The sequence below is a fragment of the Streptomyces sp. MS06 genome (assembly GCF_047200655.1).
GTDB lineage: Bacteria > Actinomycetota > Actinomycetes > Streptomycetales > Streptomycetaceae > Streptomyces.
The window spans coordinates 1-16,003 of the sequence record NZ_JBJZOJ010000060.1 but is presented as its reverse complement, the minus strand read 5'-3'; the positions used below and the strand labels follow the sequence as shown (position 1 = coordinate 16,003).

The window sequence follows — 16,003 nt, the reverse complement described above, 5'->3', positions numbered from 1 at the left end:
CCCTCCGGTCGTACGACTGGCATCACGAGAACACATGCGTGATCGTGCCACAAGCGGGCGCGGCGCCGCGGCCGCAGGCCGGGAAACGCGGGACATCCGTAACACCCGCGTTGCACGCGCGGCCCGCCGGAGCCCCTATGATCGGCCCCGGCACCGCCGCCCGAACTCCTCTTCCTGCGGGGCGGTTCGGTGTCCCTCCTACGTTCTGCCCGGGTACGGGCCGCCGAGCCCTGCCCGCGAACCGTGAAAGGCGGCCTGCATGGTTCCTCGCGTACGCGTCTGGCTCAACCGCACGTACGCGGAGAACGTGTTCTTCATGGATCAGCTGCGGCGAAATCCCGCCGACCGGGCGGTGGAGATCCATGCCACGCACGGGGACGCGGACTCGCCCGTGCTGGCCGCGGCCGACACCGCCGAGCTGGAGCCGGAGGGCCTCTCCCCGGCCGGGTACGTCGAGTACGCCCTCGACCAGTGCCGGCGCCGCGGTATCGACGTGTTCGTGCCCCGGCTGCACCAGTCGGCCCTCGTCGCGCACCGCGCGGAGTTCACCGCCGCCGGCACGGCACTGCTGGCGCCGCCGCCCGAGGCGGTGGCCGTGTTCCAGGACAAGGTGATCGCCTACGAGGCGGTGCAGGCGATCGGGGTACCGGTGCCGCCGTGGTGGCGGGTGCGGACCGCCGAGGAACTCGTCGCGGCGGTCGACGCCCTGGAGGCCGACGGGCACAAGGCCTGCTTCAAACCGGCGTCCGGGGCCGGCGGCGTGGGCTTCCGGGTCGTCACCCGGACCTCCTTCTCGCTGGCGCACCTCAGCGGTTTCCCCGGCCCGCACGTACCGCTCGACCTTGCGGTGGACGCGCTGCGGCGGGCCGAGGAGCCGGTGGACTGGCTGGTGATGCCGCGGTTGGAGCAGCCCGAGGTGTCCGTGGACTGCCTGACCGGCCCGGACAACGCGGTGCGACTGGCGATCGGCCGCACCAAGAACGGCCGGCGGCGCGGTTTCACCCTGCACGAGCAGTGGCTCGACCCGGCGCGGCGGATCGCGGAGCGCTTCGGGCTGCACTACCTGTCCAACATCCAGTTCCGCATGTACGGCGACCGGCCGGTGCTGATGGACGTCAACACGCGGCCCGCCGGCGGTCTGCACCAGCTCTCCCTCTGCGGGGTCAACGTGCCCTGGGCCGCGGTGCGGTTGGCGCTCGGTGAGGATCCGGGGGAGATGGCGGCGCCGTTCCTGGGCCAGGACTACACCGTCGTCGCGGCGCCGCGCCCGCTGCGGCCGGTGTCGCTGCCGCAGCAGCGCGCGGAGGAGGCGGAAGCACTACCCGCGGCTCCGGCGCCCGCGGCTTCCGGAGCGGCCGGGCCCGCCGGGACGGCTCGGGCGCTGCCGCTGCAGACTCACTGACCCGGCGCGCCGGACCCCTTCGCCCCGTTTCCGGCCGCTCCTCTCGACTCACCGGTATGGACCAATCTCGCTGCAAGCCTTGACAGCTCGATTGGTCCATACCAACTTGGTTGCGCACCCCCAGCACTCCCCAGCACATCCGTGCACTCCCGAACGCCCCCCATACTCCAGGGAGATCGTGTGCGCACCTCCGTTCTCAGACGTTCCCCACGTCGGCTCCTGGCCCTGCTCGGCACCGCGGCCCTGGCATTCGCCGGAGCCGTCGCCCTGCCCGGCACCGCGCAGGCGGCGAACGTCCTCACCAACGCCGGTTTCGAATCCGGCGGCCTGTCCCCCTGGTCGTGCAGCGGCAACCTCGGCTCGGTCGTCTCCTCCCCCGTGCACGGCGGCACCAAGGCACTTGCCGGTGCGGCCAGTTCCAGTGACAACGCCACCTGCAGCCAGACCGTCGCCGTGCAGCCCGGCACCGCCTACACGCTCAGCGGCTGGGTCCGCGGCTCCTACGTCTACCTCGGCGTCGACGGCGGCGCCTCGACATGGACCACGTCCCCGTCGGCGTACAGCCACCTGAGCGTGTCCTTCACCACCGGCGCCGCGCAGACCAGCGCCAAGATCTACGTCCACGGCTGGTACGCCCAGGGCACCTACTACGCGGACGACATCAGCCTCGACGGCCCGGGCGGCGGAGGAGGCGGGGGAGACACCCAGGCGCCCTCGGCGCCCTCGGGCCTCACCTCCACCGGCAAGACCTCGTCGAGCGTGTCGCTGAGCTGGAACGCCGCCACCGACGACACCGGCGTCACCGGGTACGACGTCTACCGCAACGGCAGCAGGACGCTGAGCGTGTCCGGCACCTCCGCCACCGTCGGGGGCCTCTCGGCGAGCACCTCGTACACGTTCACCGTGAAGGCGCGGGACGCGGCCGGGAACGTCTCCGCGGCCTCGAACTCCGTCAGCGTGACGACCGACGCGGGCAGCGGCGGCGGGGGCGGCGGGGGCTTCACCCAGGCCGCACCCTACCTGTACGAGGGCTGGGGCGACCCGCCGAACCCCACCACGGTGATGAACGCGACCGGCGTCAAGTGGTTCACCATGGCGTTCGTGCTCGACTCCGGCGGCTGCACGCCCGCCTGGGACGGCAGCCGGCCGCTGACCGGGGGTGCGGACCAGAGCGCGATCAACGCCATCCGCTCCGCGGGCGGCGACGTCGTCCCGTCGTTCGGCGGCTGGCAGGGCAGCAAGCTCGGCGCCAACTGCTCCTCCGCGAGCGCGCTGGCCGGCGCGATCCAGAAGGTGATCGACGCCTTCGGTCTGAAGGCCGTCGACATGGACATCGAGAACTCCGACGAGTTCGAGAACGAGGCCGTCCAGGCGAGGATCCTCACCGCGCTGAAGACGGTCAAGGCGAACAACCCGGGCCTGCGCACCATCGTCACCTTCGGCACCTCGACGACCGGTCCGACGTACTACGGCAACCGGCTCATCGAGCAGGCCCACTCGATCGGCGCCGGCATCGACGTCTTCACCATCATGCCGTTCGACTTCGGCGGCGGCTCGGACATGTACGGCAACACCGTGAACGCGGCCGAGGGGCTCAAGGCCAAGCTGAAGTCCACCTTCGGCTGGGACGACGCCACCGCGTACGCGCACATCGGCATCTCCGGCATGAACGGCCTGTCCGACCAGCAGGAGAACACCACCCCGGGGATCTGGAGCCAGATCCGCGACTGGGCCAACTCCCACCACATCGCCCGGCTCGCCTTCTGGTCGGTCAACCGCGACCGGCCCTGCCCGGGCGGCGGCGTGGTGAGCAACTGCTCCGGTATCAGCCAGAACGACTGGCAGTTCACCTCCATCACGGCCGGGTTCACCGGCTGACCGGCGGCCGCACCCCCACGGCGGCCGCAGCCGGGCCGCCCGCCGCGGAACTCCTGATCCGGGGCGGGCGGTCCGGCGCACCTGCGGCTACCGGCACGCCGGTCCGGCGGAATCACGCCGGGCCGGCCTCAGCGGAGGTAGGAGAGACCGGGGTGGACGGCGGTGTAGGCGTCCACGAGGCGCCGCGCCACGGCGACCGAGTCGACCAGCGGGTGCAGCGCGAACGCCTTCACCGCCTGCGCCCGCGCCCCCGACGCGGCGGTGGCCAGCACCTCCCGCTCGACCGCCTTGACCGCGCACACCAGCCCGGTGGCATGACCGGGCAGCGGATCGGCGGCGACCGGGTGCGCGCCGCTCGCGTCGACCAGGCAGGGCACCTCGATGACGGCCTCCGCGTCGAGCGCGGCGAGCGTGGCGCGGTTGCGGACGTTGAGGATCAGCGTGGTGCGCTCGTTGCGGGCGACGGCCCGCATCAGGGCCAGGGCCACCTTCTCGTAGCCGCCGGACAGGTCCTCCGGTTCCCGCTCGCCGGCGCCGGCCGCCTCCCGGTTCTCGGCCATGTAGGTGGACTCGCGTTCGGCGCGCGTGCGCTGCCACGCCGCGAGGGCGGAGACGGACGGATCGCCCGCCTGCGCGTAGAAGCGGGCCTGCTGGTCCCTCAGGAAGGCACCGCGGGTCTGCTCGGCCTCCCGGTAGGCCCGGACCGTCTCCCGGTTGAAGTAGTAGTAGTGCAGGTACTCGTTGGGGACGGCGCCCAGCGACCGCAGCCACTCGGCACCGAACAGCCGGCCTTCCTCGAAGGAGCCGAGCAGCACGGGATCGTCGAGCAGGCGCGGGAGTTCGTCGCGGCCGGCGACGCGCAGGCCGCGCACCCAGCCGAGGTGGTTGAGGCCCACGTAGTCGATCCACGCCCGCTCCGGATCCGCGCCGAGCACCCGGGCGACACGGCGGCCGAGTCCCACCGGGGAGTCGCAGATCCCGATGACGCGGTCGCCGAGATGGCGGGACATCGCCTCGGTGACCAGGCCGGCGGGGTTGGTGAAGTTGATGACCCAGGCCTCGGGGGCCAGCCGGGCCACCCGGCGGGCGATGTCGACGGCCACCGGGACCGTGCGCAGGCCGTAGGCGATGCCGCCCGCGCCGACCGTCTCCTGCCCGAGGACGCCCTCGGCGAGCGCCACCCGCTCGTCCTCCGCCCGGCCCTCCGCGCCTCCGACCCGGATCGCGGAGAACACGAAGTCGGCGCCGCGCAGCGCCTCGTCGACGTCGGTGGTGGCGGTCACCTCCGGAGCGTCGGGGACCCCGGCGGCCTGCTCGGCGAGGACGCGGGTCACCGCGGCCAGGCGTGCGGTGTCCGGATCGTGCAGCACCACCCGGGTCACCCGGCCCGCGCCGCGGTCCCCCAGCAGCGCCCCGTACACCAGCGGCACACGGAAACCGCCACCGCCCAGAATCGTCAGTTGCACGTCCGCGCCCTTCCCGTCGCCCCGCTCCCGGGGCCGACGGCCGACCGGGGCGGCTCCCCGCCCGGGACGTCCGCCGGGCGGGTACCGGTGACGTCCGCCGGGCGGGCACCGGTACGGGCCCGATCATGGCACGCCCCGCCGGTCCGCCCGAGGAACCAGGACACGGCAGACGGCGGCGAGGGCGACCACGCATGCGGGGGCGCACCGGTCCCGGGGCATGCCGCACGGAGGCATGCCGCTGCCGCGGGGGCACGCCGGCGCCCGGGTCAGCGGCACTCGGGCATCCGGGCGGGCGGCACTCGGGCACCCCTGCCACCCGGGGCACCACGGGTTGCGGCGGTATTGCCGATTCGCACCATTCACGAGGTGAACTCATCGAGGCCGCAGACACTTTCACTGCTTCAAGCCTTGACGATCCCGGGGACAGGGAGCACATTGGGCCCACTCTGAGAGCGCTCTCAGCCGCTGGCGAGGGCGTCTCGACCACCCGCACACTCATTCCGTACCGAGAGGCTCCCCCCATGAGTGCACCCTCCGGCGCCCGCAGACGGCACCCGCTGCGGCGGGCCCTCGTCGCCGTGCTCGGCACCGTCGGCCTGGCGGCCGCCGCCGCCACGGCCGCCACCCTCCCCGCGAACGCGTCCGCCCCGGCGACCCCGTCCGGCTGGTCCCAGGTCTTCCTGGACGACTTCAACGGCGCCGCCGGCTCCGGCGTCAACACCGACAACTGGCGCTACGACACCGGCGTCGGCTACCCCGGCGGCCCCGCCAACTGGGGCACCGGCGAGGTCGAGAGGATGACCTCGAACACCAGCAACGTCGCCCTCGACGGCAACGGGAACCTGCTGATCACACCGCAGCGCACCGGCGGCAAGTGGACCTCCGGCCGCATCGAGACCAACCGCACCGACTTCGAACCCCCGGCCGGCGGCAAACTGCGGGTCGAGGCCCGCATCCAGATGCCCGACGTCACCGGCGCCGCGGCCAAGGGCTACTGGCCCGCGTTCTGGATGCTCGGCGCGCCGTACCGGGGCGACTACCAGAACTGGCCCTCGGTCGGCGAGTTGGACGTCATGGAGAACGTCCAGGGGCTGAACACCGTCTGGGCCACGATGCACTGCGGCACCAGCCCGGGCGGCCCCTGCAACGAGACCTCCGGCATCGGCAACTCGACGTCCTGCCCCGGCACCACCTGCCAGGCCGGCTTCCACACCTACGCGGTGGAGTGGGACCGCTCGGTCACCCCCGAGGCGATCCACTTCTCCGTCGACGGCACCGTGTACCACACCGTCACCGCGGACCAGATGGACGCGACCACCTGGGCCAACGCCACGAACCACGGCTTCTTCGTCATCCTCAACGTGGCGATGGGCGGCGGCTTCCCGGACGCCTTCGGCGGCGGCCCCGACAGCGGGACGGAGCCCGGCCACCCCATGGTGGTCGACTACGTCCGCGTGCTGTCCGCCGACGGCGGCGGCAGCACCACGACGCCGCCGCCGAGCGGCGGCCGTGACGCCTACCAGGCCATCCAGGCCGAGTCCTACGACAGCCAGTCCGGCATCAGCACCGAGACCACCACCGACAGCGGGGGCGGCCAGGACATCGGCTGGATCGCCAACGGCGACTGGGCCCTCTACAAGGGCGTCGACTTCGGCTCCTCACCGGCCACGCAGTTCTACGGTCGGGTCGCGAGCGGCGCCGCCTCCGGGGTGAGCGGTCTGGTCGAGGTGCGCCTGGACAGCCGCAGCAACGCGCCCATCGGCAGCTTCGCGGTGGGCAACACGGGCGGCTGGCAGTCCTGGCAGACGATCCCGACCAACATCAGCTCGGTGACCGGCACCCACGACGTCTACCTGACCTTCTCCAGCGGGCAGCCCTCGGACTTCGTGAACGTGAACTGGTTCGACTTCGGTCACTGACCGAACCGCGCCGCGCGCCGAGCGGCCCGGCCCGGACTCCCTGGCATGGGGTCGGGCCGCTCGGCCACGAGGCCGTCGGGCGACCTGGCCGCGTGGCGACCAAGCCACCCGGCGGCCTGGGCTCTGACACTGTCGGCGGCCGGTACGCCACCGGCGCCCGCGCCGGGGGCCGGGGCTTGCCCGTGCCCGTGCCGCGGTCGGCATCGGTGCCGGTGGTCAGCCGGCCGCCCTGCCGACCAGCTCGCGGATGCGCTCCTCGTCGGCCGGGGTCAGCTCCGTCAGGGCGAAGGCGGTCGGCCACACGGAGCCGTCGTCGAGTGCCGCCTGGTCGCTGAAGCCGAGCGTGGCGTAGCGCGACTTGAACTTCTGCGCGCTCTGGAAGTGGCAGAGGACCTTCCCGTCCTTGGCGTACGCGGGCATCCCGTACCAGAGTCGGGGTTTGAGGTCCGGAGCGGCGGTCCTGACGATGTCGTGGACGCGTTCGGCGAGCACCCGGTCCGCTTCCGGCATCTCGGCGATCTTCGCGAGCACGTCCTGCTCGGCGGCCGCTTCCTTCTCGGCCCGCGAACCGCGACGCGACGCGGACTTCTTCTGCTCCCGGGCGTGCTCCTTCATCGCGGCCCGCTCCTCGGCCGTGAATCCGTCGTACTGCTCGGTGGACGACTCGGTGGACGGCATGGCGGGTGTCCTCTCGTACGGGGTTGAGCCGGTTCGGGGTGTGCGGGCCGGGCCGCGGGTCAGGGGCGGGCGGGGTTCGATGACGGTGCGGAGGGGAGCGGGGCGGCCGCCTCCCAGGTGAATCCGTCCGGGTCGGTGAAGGGTCCGCCGGTGCCGCCGGTGCCGCCGAGCACGATGCGGTGCGATCCGGTGCCCTCCGCGGGGACGCCGAGGTCCTTGGCGAGTCCGCTCCGCTTGTACAGCGCCAGCTTGACGGGGGCGGACTCCTCGGACGCGAACTCGGCGTACTTGCCGCCGAAGCTCCTGCCCACCGCCAGGCCCCGGCCGACGTAGAACCGCTTGCTGGCCTTGACGTCCTCGACGCCGAGCAGGAGGACCAGCTCGTCGATCTGCCGGGTGGCTGGGCCGGTGTCCTTCCTCGCCGAGGTGGCGACCTTCCAGATCGTCCCGTCCGGGGCCCGGACGACGCCGCCGTAGCCCCACAGGGACTTCTCGGCGGGCTTCAGCACCGCGGCGCCGGCGTCCGTGGCGGCGCCGAGGAATGCGTCGACGGTGGCGGGCCCGGACACCGTGAGGGCCAGGGTGAAGCCGCGGAAGCCGGTGCTCGGTGCCTCGGACGCCCGCAGGCCGATGCGGGCGTCCACGCCGAGGGCGGTGTGGAAGCGGTGGGCGGCGTCGGGGTCGGCCACCTCCAGGGTGACGGATGCGAGGGAGGTGCGGGCTGCGGTGGGAGTGGTGTTCGCCATGGTCATCACGCTAGGGGCCGGTCCGAGGCGGGGGCTTCTCGATTCCTGACGGGTCTCGTCACCTGCTTCGCCACGCACGCGGGCATCCCCTCCACCGTGATCGGTGATCCGGCGCCGCGGGCCGGGCCGTCGGAGTGGGCGTCGGCGCCGGTACGGGCACCGTCACCGGCTTCGGCGCGGGCGTCGGCACCGGCGTGGGTACGGGTGTCGGCGGAGTCGGCCGCCGCCTCCGCGGCCCGGCGCCGGAACGTCCCGGGCGACATGCCGACCAATTGGGTGAAACGGGTGGTGAACGTACCCAGGGAGGCGCAGCCGACCGCGAAGCAGACCTCGGTGACGCTGAGGTCGCCCCGGCGCAGCAGCGCGGTCGCCCGCTCGATGCGCCGGGTCATCAGATAGGCGTAGGGCGGCTCACCGTAGGCGGCGCGGAACTGCCGGCTGAGGTGACCGGCGGACATGTTCACCTCGCGGGCGAGCGCCTCCACGTTCAGCGGCTGCGCGTACTCCCTGTCGATCCGGTCGCGTACGCGGCGCAGCCGGGCGAGATCGGTCAGGCGCTGCGTCTCGACGCGTGCACGGCGCCACCCGGACTGGCACATCGGAGCATTCCCCTCTGCTGGTTCCTCGATTCCCGGTGGCCGGTCGCCCGGTTCTCCGTCCACGTGCGCGAGCACCCCGGATGCCGGCGCCGGCGCGGTGGGCGCCCCGGGCGGCGGGACGGGCGGGGGCGGTCCGGTGCGGCTCAGCGGAGCTCCTGGATGCGGACCAGGTTGCCCGCGGGGTCGCGGATGGCGCAGTCGCGGATGCCGTAGGGCTGCTCGGTCGGCTCCTGCACGACGTCGGTGTCCCCTGCCTGCACCTTCTCGAACGTGGCGTCGAGGTCGGGGGTGGCGAGCAGGATCCAGCCGTAGGTGCCCTTGGCCATCATCTCGGTGATGGTGCGGCGTTCGTCCTCGGTGATGCCCGGATCGGCGGCCGGCGGGGCGAGGAGGATGCAGGTGTCGGGCTGACCGGGCGGGCCGACGGTGATCCAGCGCATCCTGCCCTGCCCGACGTCGCTGCGGACCTCGAACCCGAGGACGTCGCGGTAGAAGGCGAGCGAGGCGTCCGGGTCGTCGTGCGGGAGGACACTGGTGTGAATGGTGATGTCCATAACGGCAGGGTAGAGGCGGTTTCCCGCACCGCGCTTCTCGATTCCTGACCATTCCGGGGAGCCCGGGGAGCCCGGGGAGCCCGGGCCGCCCGTCGCCGCGCGGTGCCCTCCTCCGGGTCCGGCGGGGCTCGGTGCGCTCAGAGGCTGAAGATCCGTCGAGCGTTGCCGGACAGGAACAGCTCGGTGGCCTCCTCGTCCAGGTCCAGTTCACCGAGGTGCTCCAGCGCCTGGCCGGCAGTGATCATGGGGTAGTTGGTACCGAACAGCACTTTCCCGCGCCCCCGGCCGCGCATGTAGTCGACCAGCTCGCGCGGGTAACGGCGGGCGGTGTAGGCGCTGGTGTCGATGTACACGTTGGCGTGCTTGTCGGCCACCGCGATCATCTCCGTGGTCCACGGGTACCCGATGTGCCCGCACACGATGGTCAGCTCGGGGAAGTCCAGGGCGACCTGGTCGATGTAGGGGATGGGGCGGCCGGTCTCGGACGGGCGCAGCGGGCCGGTGTGCCCCACCTGGGTGCAGAAGGGAATGCCGAGGTCGACGCAGGCGGCGTACAGCGGGTAGTAGAGCCGGTCGGTGGGCGGAAGCTGCCACAGCCAGGGCACGATCCTCAGGGCCACGAAGCCGAGTTCCTCGACGGCTCGGCGCAGTTCCCGCACCGCCTGCACGGGGCGGGTGAGATCCGCTCCGGCCACCCCGCGCAGCCGGCCCTCGGACTGGGCGACGAACTCGGCCACCTCATCGTTGCTGATCAGGGGCTCTTGAGGCCCGTACCAGGCCGCCGACAGACCGATCTCGACGTCCGCTGCGGCCATGGCGGCCACCGTGGCCTTGAGCGGCAACGGCTCCTCCAGCAGGCCCCGTCCCGTCCACCGGCGCAACGATGCGAACATGTCGTGGTTGGAGTGACGGAGTGTGGGGTGCTGCATCCACGCATCGATGACCGGCATCCGGCTCCCTGCCTCTTCTCCACGCCGCGGGCCACACCCGCCCCAACGGCTAAGCGGTCGCTTATCGGGACCCTAACCCGGGCGCGCCGTGCACGACCACCCCTCGGGCCGGCTCGCGCCGCACCACTGCGAGACGGGTCCCGGCACGGCGCTAGCGCCGCAGTTCCCATCGGAACCGGGCCGGCGTCAGGTCGGTGTAGCGGTGGAAGAACTTGGAGAAGTTCGCCGCGTCGGTGAAGCCCACCGCCACCCCGACGCGGCCGATCGGCAGGTCGGTGTGGGCCAGCAGGCGCTTGGCCTCCAGGACGACGCGCCGGTCGATGAACTCCTTGGGAGTGGCGCCGGTGGCCGCTCGGACCGCGCGACCCAGGGTGCGTCGGGAGTAGCCGAGGGCGTCGGCGTAGGAGCTGACGCCGTGGTCGGTGGCGAAGTCACGCTCCACCGCGTCCCGGAACCGGGCGAAGGGCGTGCCGGCCGGCGCCGCGGCCCCGGGGGCACTCGCGGCGAGGTGGGCGAGGCGCAGCAGGAACGCCGACAGCGCGTGCCTCAGCACCTCCGCGTGCAGTCCAGGGGGCAGCGCGGCGGCGTCCTCGTACTCGCTCTGCAGCCGCGTCAGGGCCGCCCGGAGCGGGGCGAGTCGGGCCGGAGCGGGGCTCAGCAGCGGCGGCAGGTCGTAGCGGTACAGGCCGGCCGCCTCCACGGTGGCGGACGGGAGGAATCCGGGCTGCATGGTCAGCACGGTTCCGCGGTACTCGCTCGTCCGGGAGAAGCGGTGGACCTGGCCGGGGCGGATCCAGAGCACGTCGCCCTCCGCCGCCTCGTACTCCGCGAAGTCGATCATGTGTCGTACGGGGCCGCCGTCGAGCAGCATCAGGACGTGGAAGTCGATGCGGTGGACACGGTCGAGCGGGGCCCCGGGCCGCCAGGGGCGCCCGGTGTGCAGCGGGCCGATCCGCATACCCGCGCCGCCCGCGGTCGGTCCGACGGGGAAGGGGAGGGTTCTTATCGCGTGCAGTTGCCTGCCGTCTGCGCCGCCTTGGCTGGTTCCGCCCGCCATGTCCTTCTCGTACCGCCCCACTCGCCCTGCCGGTGTCCCAGATTCACCACAGGCTGACACACGCAGACCTTCCTCCAAAAAAGTCAGACTTTTAGGTTTGAACACGCTGATCCACCGAGCCTGCGAGACCGCTCCGCACGAGGAACCGACGACATCGAGGACTTCCTGAACATGAGCAGGCAGACACCGGGCCGCACAAGACGCCGGCCGGCCCGACGGCGTGCCGCCGGCGGCGCGACCGCCTCCCTCCGCGGGCGCTTCCGGTACGTGAGGGGAACCACCGGCCGCGAGTCCCCCTTCGACCACGCCTGCCGGACGGTGGGCCGCCGCCGGCGCCACCCGGACGGCCCAACCGGAGCCCCTGCGGCCATCGGCCCCGTGACGGCCACCGCGCCGGGCCCCGGCCCCGCAACCGCCTGCCCGGCGACCCGGGCACCGGCGGCTTCGCGGGCCGAACCGGCCCGGAGAATCGTCCGCCCGGCCGATGCCAGCGCGACCGCGGTCGCCCGGGCCGGGATGCTGAAGGGGCACGCCACCGATCCCGCCCCGCACGGGCTCGCGCCGACCCGCCAGGGCGTGCCGACGGACGCGCCCGCCCCCGGACGCGGCCGGGGGCGGCCATGTCCTGCGCGAGTCGTCCACCGATCCACCGGAGGTGATCGTCATCGCCACCGGCCCCGAGGTGCAGCGGACCGCCCCCGTGGTCCGGTTGCCGGAGCCGGCGGGAGTCGGCGCCGGACCGCCGTCGCCTCCGCCCGTCCGGTGGCCGGACCGCCGTGCCCGCGCGTGCGGGCGGCCTCGCTCGCGGTCCGGGACCGCGCACGCCGCCGCCCGCGGCCCGACGCGGTGCCCCGGCGCCCGCGGCACCGGATGCGGGGCCCGCGCGGTGGGCTCCGGCACCTCCGCCCGCGCCGGAACCCGTTCCGTCCCGCCCGGTCGCGGCACCCGGTCCCGCGCGCGGTCGCGTCACCGCAGCCGCCGGGGAGTCGCCGGCCGCCGAGCGCGGTCGCCCCGTTCGCCAGAAAGAAGATGATCACTGTGACCGAAGCAATCGCCACCGCGGCGGGGGCGCTGGAGCGGCTGTCCGCCCAGGGCGTCTCCGTCTGGCTGGACGGTCTGTCGCGCGGGCGGATCGAGTCGGGTGGCCTCGCCGAACTGGTCGCGACGCGCGGCGTCGTCGGCGCCACCACCGACCCGTCCGCCCTTCGGGCCGCCGTCGGCTCCGGCACGGAGTACGCGCGGCAGCTCACCGAACTGGCCGCGCGGGGCGTCACGGTCGACGAGGCGGTCCGCATGGTGACCGCCGCCGACGCGCGGGCCGCCGCCGACGTGCTGCGCCCGGTGCACGAGGCCACGGGCGGCCGGGACGGCCGGGTGTCCGTGGACTTCGACCCGCGGCCGGCCCACCGCACGGCCGCGACCGTCGCCGAGGCCAAGCAGCTCGCCTGGCTGGTCGACCGCCCCAACGTGCTGGTGAGGATCCCGGCCACCAGGGCGGGGCTGCCCGCCGTCACCGAGGTGATTGCCGAGGGGATCGGCGTCGACGTCACGCTGGTGTTCTCCCTGGAGCGCTACCGGGAGGTCATGAACGCCTACCTCGCCGGCCTGGAGAAGGCGGCCGCCAGGGGCCTGGACCTGTCAGGCATCCACTCCGTCGCCTCGTTCTCGGTCTCCCCCGTCGACACCGAGGTCGACAAGCGCCTGACGGTGCTCGGCACCGACGAGGCCCTCGCCCTGCGGGGACGCGCGGCGCTGGCGAACGCCCGGCTCGCCTACGCGGCGTACGAGGAGGTCTTCGCCGGGGCGCGCTGGGTGGCCCTGGCCGGCGCGCGGGCCAACCGGCAGCGGCCGCTGTTCACCTCCACCGCAGTGAAGGACGCCGCGTACCGGGACACCCTGTACGTCGACTCCCTGGTCGCCCCCGGCAGCGTCAACGCGATGCCGGAGGAGACCCTGCACGCCGTCGCCGAGCACGGCGAGATCGGCGGTGGCACGGTCACCGGCGGCTACGCGCAGGCCCGGGCGGCGCTCGCCGCGGTGGAACAGCTGGGCATCAGCTACGACGAGGTGGTCCGGCGGCTGGAGGACCAGGGCCTCGCCAAGGTCGAGACCGCCTGGCAGGAACTGCTCGACACGGTGTCGAAGGCATTGGACGGCAAGGGGGTGAGCGCGGAATGACCGCGACTCCGCTGAGGGAACCGACGGCACCCGCGGCGGGCTGGGCGAACCCGCTGCGCGACGCGCGCGACCGGCGGCTGCCGAGGATCGCGGGTCCGTCCGGGCTCGTCATCTTCGGCGTGACCGGTGACCTGTCCCGCAAGAAGCTGATGCCCGCGGTGTACGACCTGGCCAACCGCGGTCTGCTGCCGCCGGGTTTCTCGCTGGTCGGCTTCGCCCGGCGGGACTGGGCGGACCAGGACTTCGCGGAGGTCGTGCACGACGCGGTGAAGGAGCACTCGCGCACGCCGTTCCGGGAGGAGGTGTGGCAGCAGCTCGCCGAGGGCATGCGGTTCATCCCCGGCGACTTCGACGACGACACCGCGTTCGAGCAGTTGCGCGCCACCGTCCGGGAGCTGGACGCGGCCCGCGGCACCAGCGGCAACCACGCCTTCTACCTGTCCGTGCCGCCGCGGTTCTTCCCCAAGGTCGTGCAGCAGCTGAAGAAGCACGGTCTGGCCGACGCCACCGACGGCTCCTGGCGCCGCGCGGTGATCGAGAAGCCGTTCGGCCGCGACCTGGACAGCGCCCGCGAACTGAACGCCATCGTGCACCAGGTGTTCGATCCGGACCAGGTGTTCCGCATCGACCACTACCTCGGCAAGGAGACCGTCCAGAACATCATGGCGCTCCGCTTCGCCAACCAGATGTTCGAGCCGATCTGGAACCGGTCGTACGTGGACCACGTGCAGATCACCATGGCCGAGGACATCGGTATCGGCGGCCGGGCCGGCTACTACGACGGCATCGGCTCGGCCCGGGACGTCATCCAGAACCACCTGCTCCAGCTGATGGCGCTGACGGCCATGGAGGAGCCGGCCGCCTTCGACGCCGACTCGCTGGTCACCGAGAAGCTGAAGGTGCTGCGGGCGGTGCGGCTGCCGGAGGACCTCGCCCTGCACTCGGTGCGCGGCCAGTACGCGGCCGCCTGGCAGGGCGGCACCAGGGTGCGCGGCTACCTCCAGGAGGACGGCATCGACCCGTCGTCCACGACCGACACCTACGCCGCGATCAAGCTGGGCATCGACAACCGCCGGTGGGCCGGGGTGCCCTTCTACCTGCGCACCGGCAAGCGGCTCGGGCGGCGCGTGACGGAGATCGCGGTGGTCTTCCAGCGGGCGCCGCACTCGCCGTTCGACTCCACCGCCACGGAGGAGCTGGGCAAGAACGCGATCGTGATCCGGGTCCAGCCGGACGAGGGCGTGACGGTGCGGTTCGGTTCGAAGGTGCCGGGTACCTCGATGGAGATCCGGGACGTGTCGATGGACTTCGCCTACGGCGAGTCGTTCACCGAGTCCAGCCCGGAGGCGTACGAACGGCTCATCCTGGACGTACTCCTCGGCGACGCCAACCTGTTCCCCCGCCACCAGGAAGTGGAGGAGTCCTGGCGGATCCTCGACCCGATCGAGGAGCAGTGGGCGGCGCACGGCAGGCCCGCGCAGTACCCGTCGGGGAGTTGGGGGCCGAAGGAGGCGGACGAGATGCTCGCACGAGACGGACGGAGCTGGCGCAGGCCATGAGGATCGACCTGACCGACACCACGGCAAGCAGTATCAACAAGGCGCTGGTGCAGGGCCGCCGCTCCCTCGGGACGCCCGCCGTGGGCATGGTCCTGACGATGGTGGTCGTCACGGACGAGGAGAACGCCTACGACTCGATCAAGGCGTCCGAGGAGGCCTCCCACGAGCACCCCTCACGCACCCTGGTCGTGATCAAACGCCATCCGCGCACTCCGCGCGAGCGCACCCAGCCCCGCCTGGACGCGGAGGTCCGCATCGGTTCCGAGGCGGGCACCGGCGAGACGGTCGTGCTGCGCACCTACGGCGAGGTGTCCGACCACGCCGACTCGGTCGTCCTGCCGCTGCTGCTGCCGGACGCCCCCGTGGTGGTCTGGTGGCCGGTGGACGCGCCCGACAACCCGGCGCGGGACCCGCTCGGCGCGCTCGCCCAGCGCCGGATCACCGACATGTACGCCGTCGAGCATCCGCTGCAGGCCCTGCAGACCCGGGTGCGCTCCTACGCCCCCGGCGACACCGACCTCGCCTGGACCCGGCTGACCCCCTGGCGTTCGATGCTCGCCGCGGCGCTGGACCAGGCCCGCGTGAAGATCACCGCGGCGGCCGTGGAGAGCGAGGCGGAGAACCCGAGCGCGGAACTCCTGGCCCGCTGGCTGGGAGCGCGGCTCGGCGTGACCGTCGAACGGGTGGTCACCGCCGGGCCGGTGGTCACCGCGGTGCGGCTGGGCACCGCGGACGGCGACATCGTGATCGACCGCCCCGAGGGTCCGCTGGCCACGCTGTCCCTGCCGGGACAGCCGTCACGGAGCATGGCGCTGAAGGTGCGGCCCACCTCCGAACTGATCGCCGAGGAGTTGCGCCGCCTCGACGCCGACGAGATGTACGCCGTCGCCCTGAGCGGCGAGGCAACCGAGGAGACCGTCTGACATGTCCGACACCACGTCCGGTACCCCCCGGCTGACCCGGCGCCCCGAGTGGATCGCCCTTGAGCAGCACCTCGCCCACACGGCCCCGGACCTG

Annotated in this window: 13 protein-coding genes; 6 read left to right on the top strand and 7 right to left on the bottom strand. The window is 73.0% G+C overall.

The genetic code is table 11. The features are described from left to right. Window positions 1-259: 259 nt before the first annotated feature. Window positions 260-1,402 (top strand): ATP-grasp domain-containing protein, encoded by a 1,143-nt coding sequence (locus ACL02U_RS26395; protein ID WP_412793444.1) that lies wholly within the window; start codon window positions 260-262, stop codon window positions 1,400-1,402. A gap of 180 nt (window positions 1,403-1,582) precedes the next feature. Next, complete coding sequence (locus tag ACL02U_RS26390; RefSeq protein WP_412793443.1) at window positions 1,583-3,280, top strand: carbohydrate binding domain-containing protein; 1,698 nt, start codon at window positions 1,583-1,585, stop codon at window positions 3,278-3,280. Between the two features lie 128 nt (window positions 3,281-3,408). Here ACL02U_RS26390 and ACL02U_RS26385 read toward each other — a convergent pair whose 3' ends face one another. Beyond that, entirely contained in the window at window positions 3,409-4,746 is a 1,338-nt protein-coding gene (locus ACL02U_RS26385; protein ID WP_412793442.1) for a 6-phospho-beta-glucosidase, read from the bottom strand. Window positions 4,747-5,267: 521 nt separating this feature from the next. On the opposite strand from ACL02U_RS26385, the gene ACL02U_RS26380 reads away from it, so the two are divergent. Next, window positions 5,268-6,665, top strand: coding sequence for a glycoside hydrolase family 16 protein (locus ACL02U_RS26380; protein ID WP_412793441.1), 1,398 nt, complete (start codon window positions 5,268-5,270; stop codon window positions 6,663-6,665). Window positions 6,666-6,881: 216 nt separating this feature from the next. Here ACL02U_RS26380 and ACL02U_RS26375 read toward each other — a convergent pair whose 3' ends face one another. From ACL02U_RS26375 to ACL02U_RS26350, 6 genes are all read right to left on the bottom strand, one after another. Then, entirely contained in the window at window positions 6,882-7,343 is a 462-nt protein-coding gene (locus ACL02U_RS26375; protein WP_412793440.1) for an iron chaperone, read from the bottom strand. Window positions 7,344-7,402: 59 nt separating this feature from the next. After that, window positions 7,403-8,095: a glyoxalase gene (locus ACL02U_RS26370; RefSeq protein ID WP_412793439.1), complete on the bottom strand. Its 693-nt coding sequence runs from the start codon at window positions 8,093-8,095 to the stop codon at window positions 7,403-7,405. Continuing rightward, a complete protein-coding gene (locus ACL02U_RS26365; protein WP_412793438.1) occupies window positions 8,095-8,688 on the bottom strand; it encodes a helix-turn-helix transcriptional regulator in 594 nt (197 codons plus the stop codon). Before ACL02U_RS26365 ends, ACL02U_RS26370 begins: the two co-directional genes overlap by 1 nt. A gap of 143 nt (window positions 8,689-8,831) precedes the next feature. Beyond that, complete coding sequence (locus tag ACL02U_RS26360; protein WP_412793437.1) at window positions 8,832-9,242, bottom strand: VOC family protein; 411 nt, start codon at window positions 9,240-9,242, stop codon at window positions 8,832-8,834. A 137-nt stretch (window positions 9,243-9,379) separates the two neighbouring features. Next, entirely contained in the window at window positions 9,380-10,192 is an 813-nt protein-coding gene (locus ACL02U_RS26355) for an amidohydrolase family protein (RefSeq protein WP_412793436.1), read from the bottom strand. Between the two features lie 151 nt (window positions 10,193-10,343). Then, a complete protein-coding gene (locus ACL02U_RS26350; protein WP_412793435.1) occupies window positions 10,344-11,249 on the bottom strand; it encodes a helix-turn-helix domain-containing protein in 906 nt (301 codons plus the stop codon). A 1,029-nt stretch (window positions 11,250-12,278) separates the two neighbouring features. Between ACL02U_RS26350 and tal the strand changes: the two genes are divergently transcribed. The 3 genes from tal to opcA are packed head-to-tail and all read left to right on the top strand — an operon-like array spanning window position 12,279 to window position 15,909. Next, entirely contained in the window at window positions 12,279-13,427 is a 1,149-nt protein-coding gene (tal, locus tag ACL02U_RS26345) for a transaldolase (protein ID WP_412793434.1), read from the top strand. Beyond that, a complete protein-coding gene (zwf, locus tag ACL02U_RS26340; protein ID WP_412793433.1) occupies window positions 13,424-14,986 on the top strand; it encodes a glucose-6-phosphate dehydrogenase in 1,563 nt (520 codons plus the stop codon). Before tal ends, zwf begins: the two co-directional genes overlap by 4 nt. After that, the gene (opcA, locus tag ACL02U_RS26335; RefSeq protein ID WP_412793432.1) at window positions 14,983-15,909 is read left to right on the top strand and encodes a glucose-6-phosphate dehydrogenase assembly protein OpcA; all 927 of its coding nucleotides are present in this window, start codon (window positions 14,983-14,985) and stop codon (window positions 15,907-15,909) included. The genes zwf and opcA overlap by 4 nt, the downstream gene beginning before the upstream one ends. Window positions 15,910-16,003: the final 94 nt, after the last annotated feature.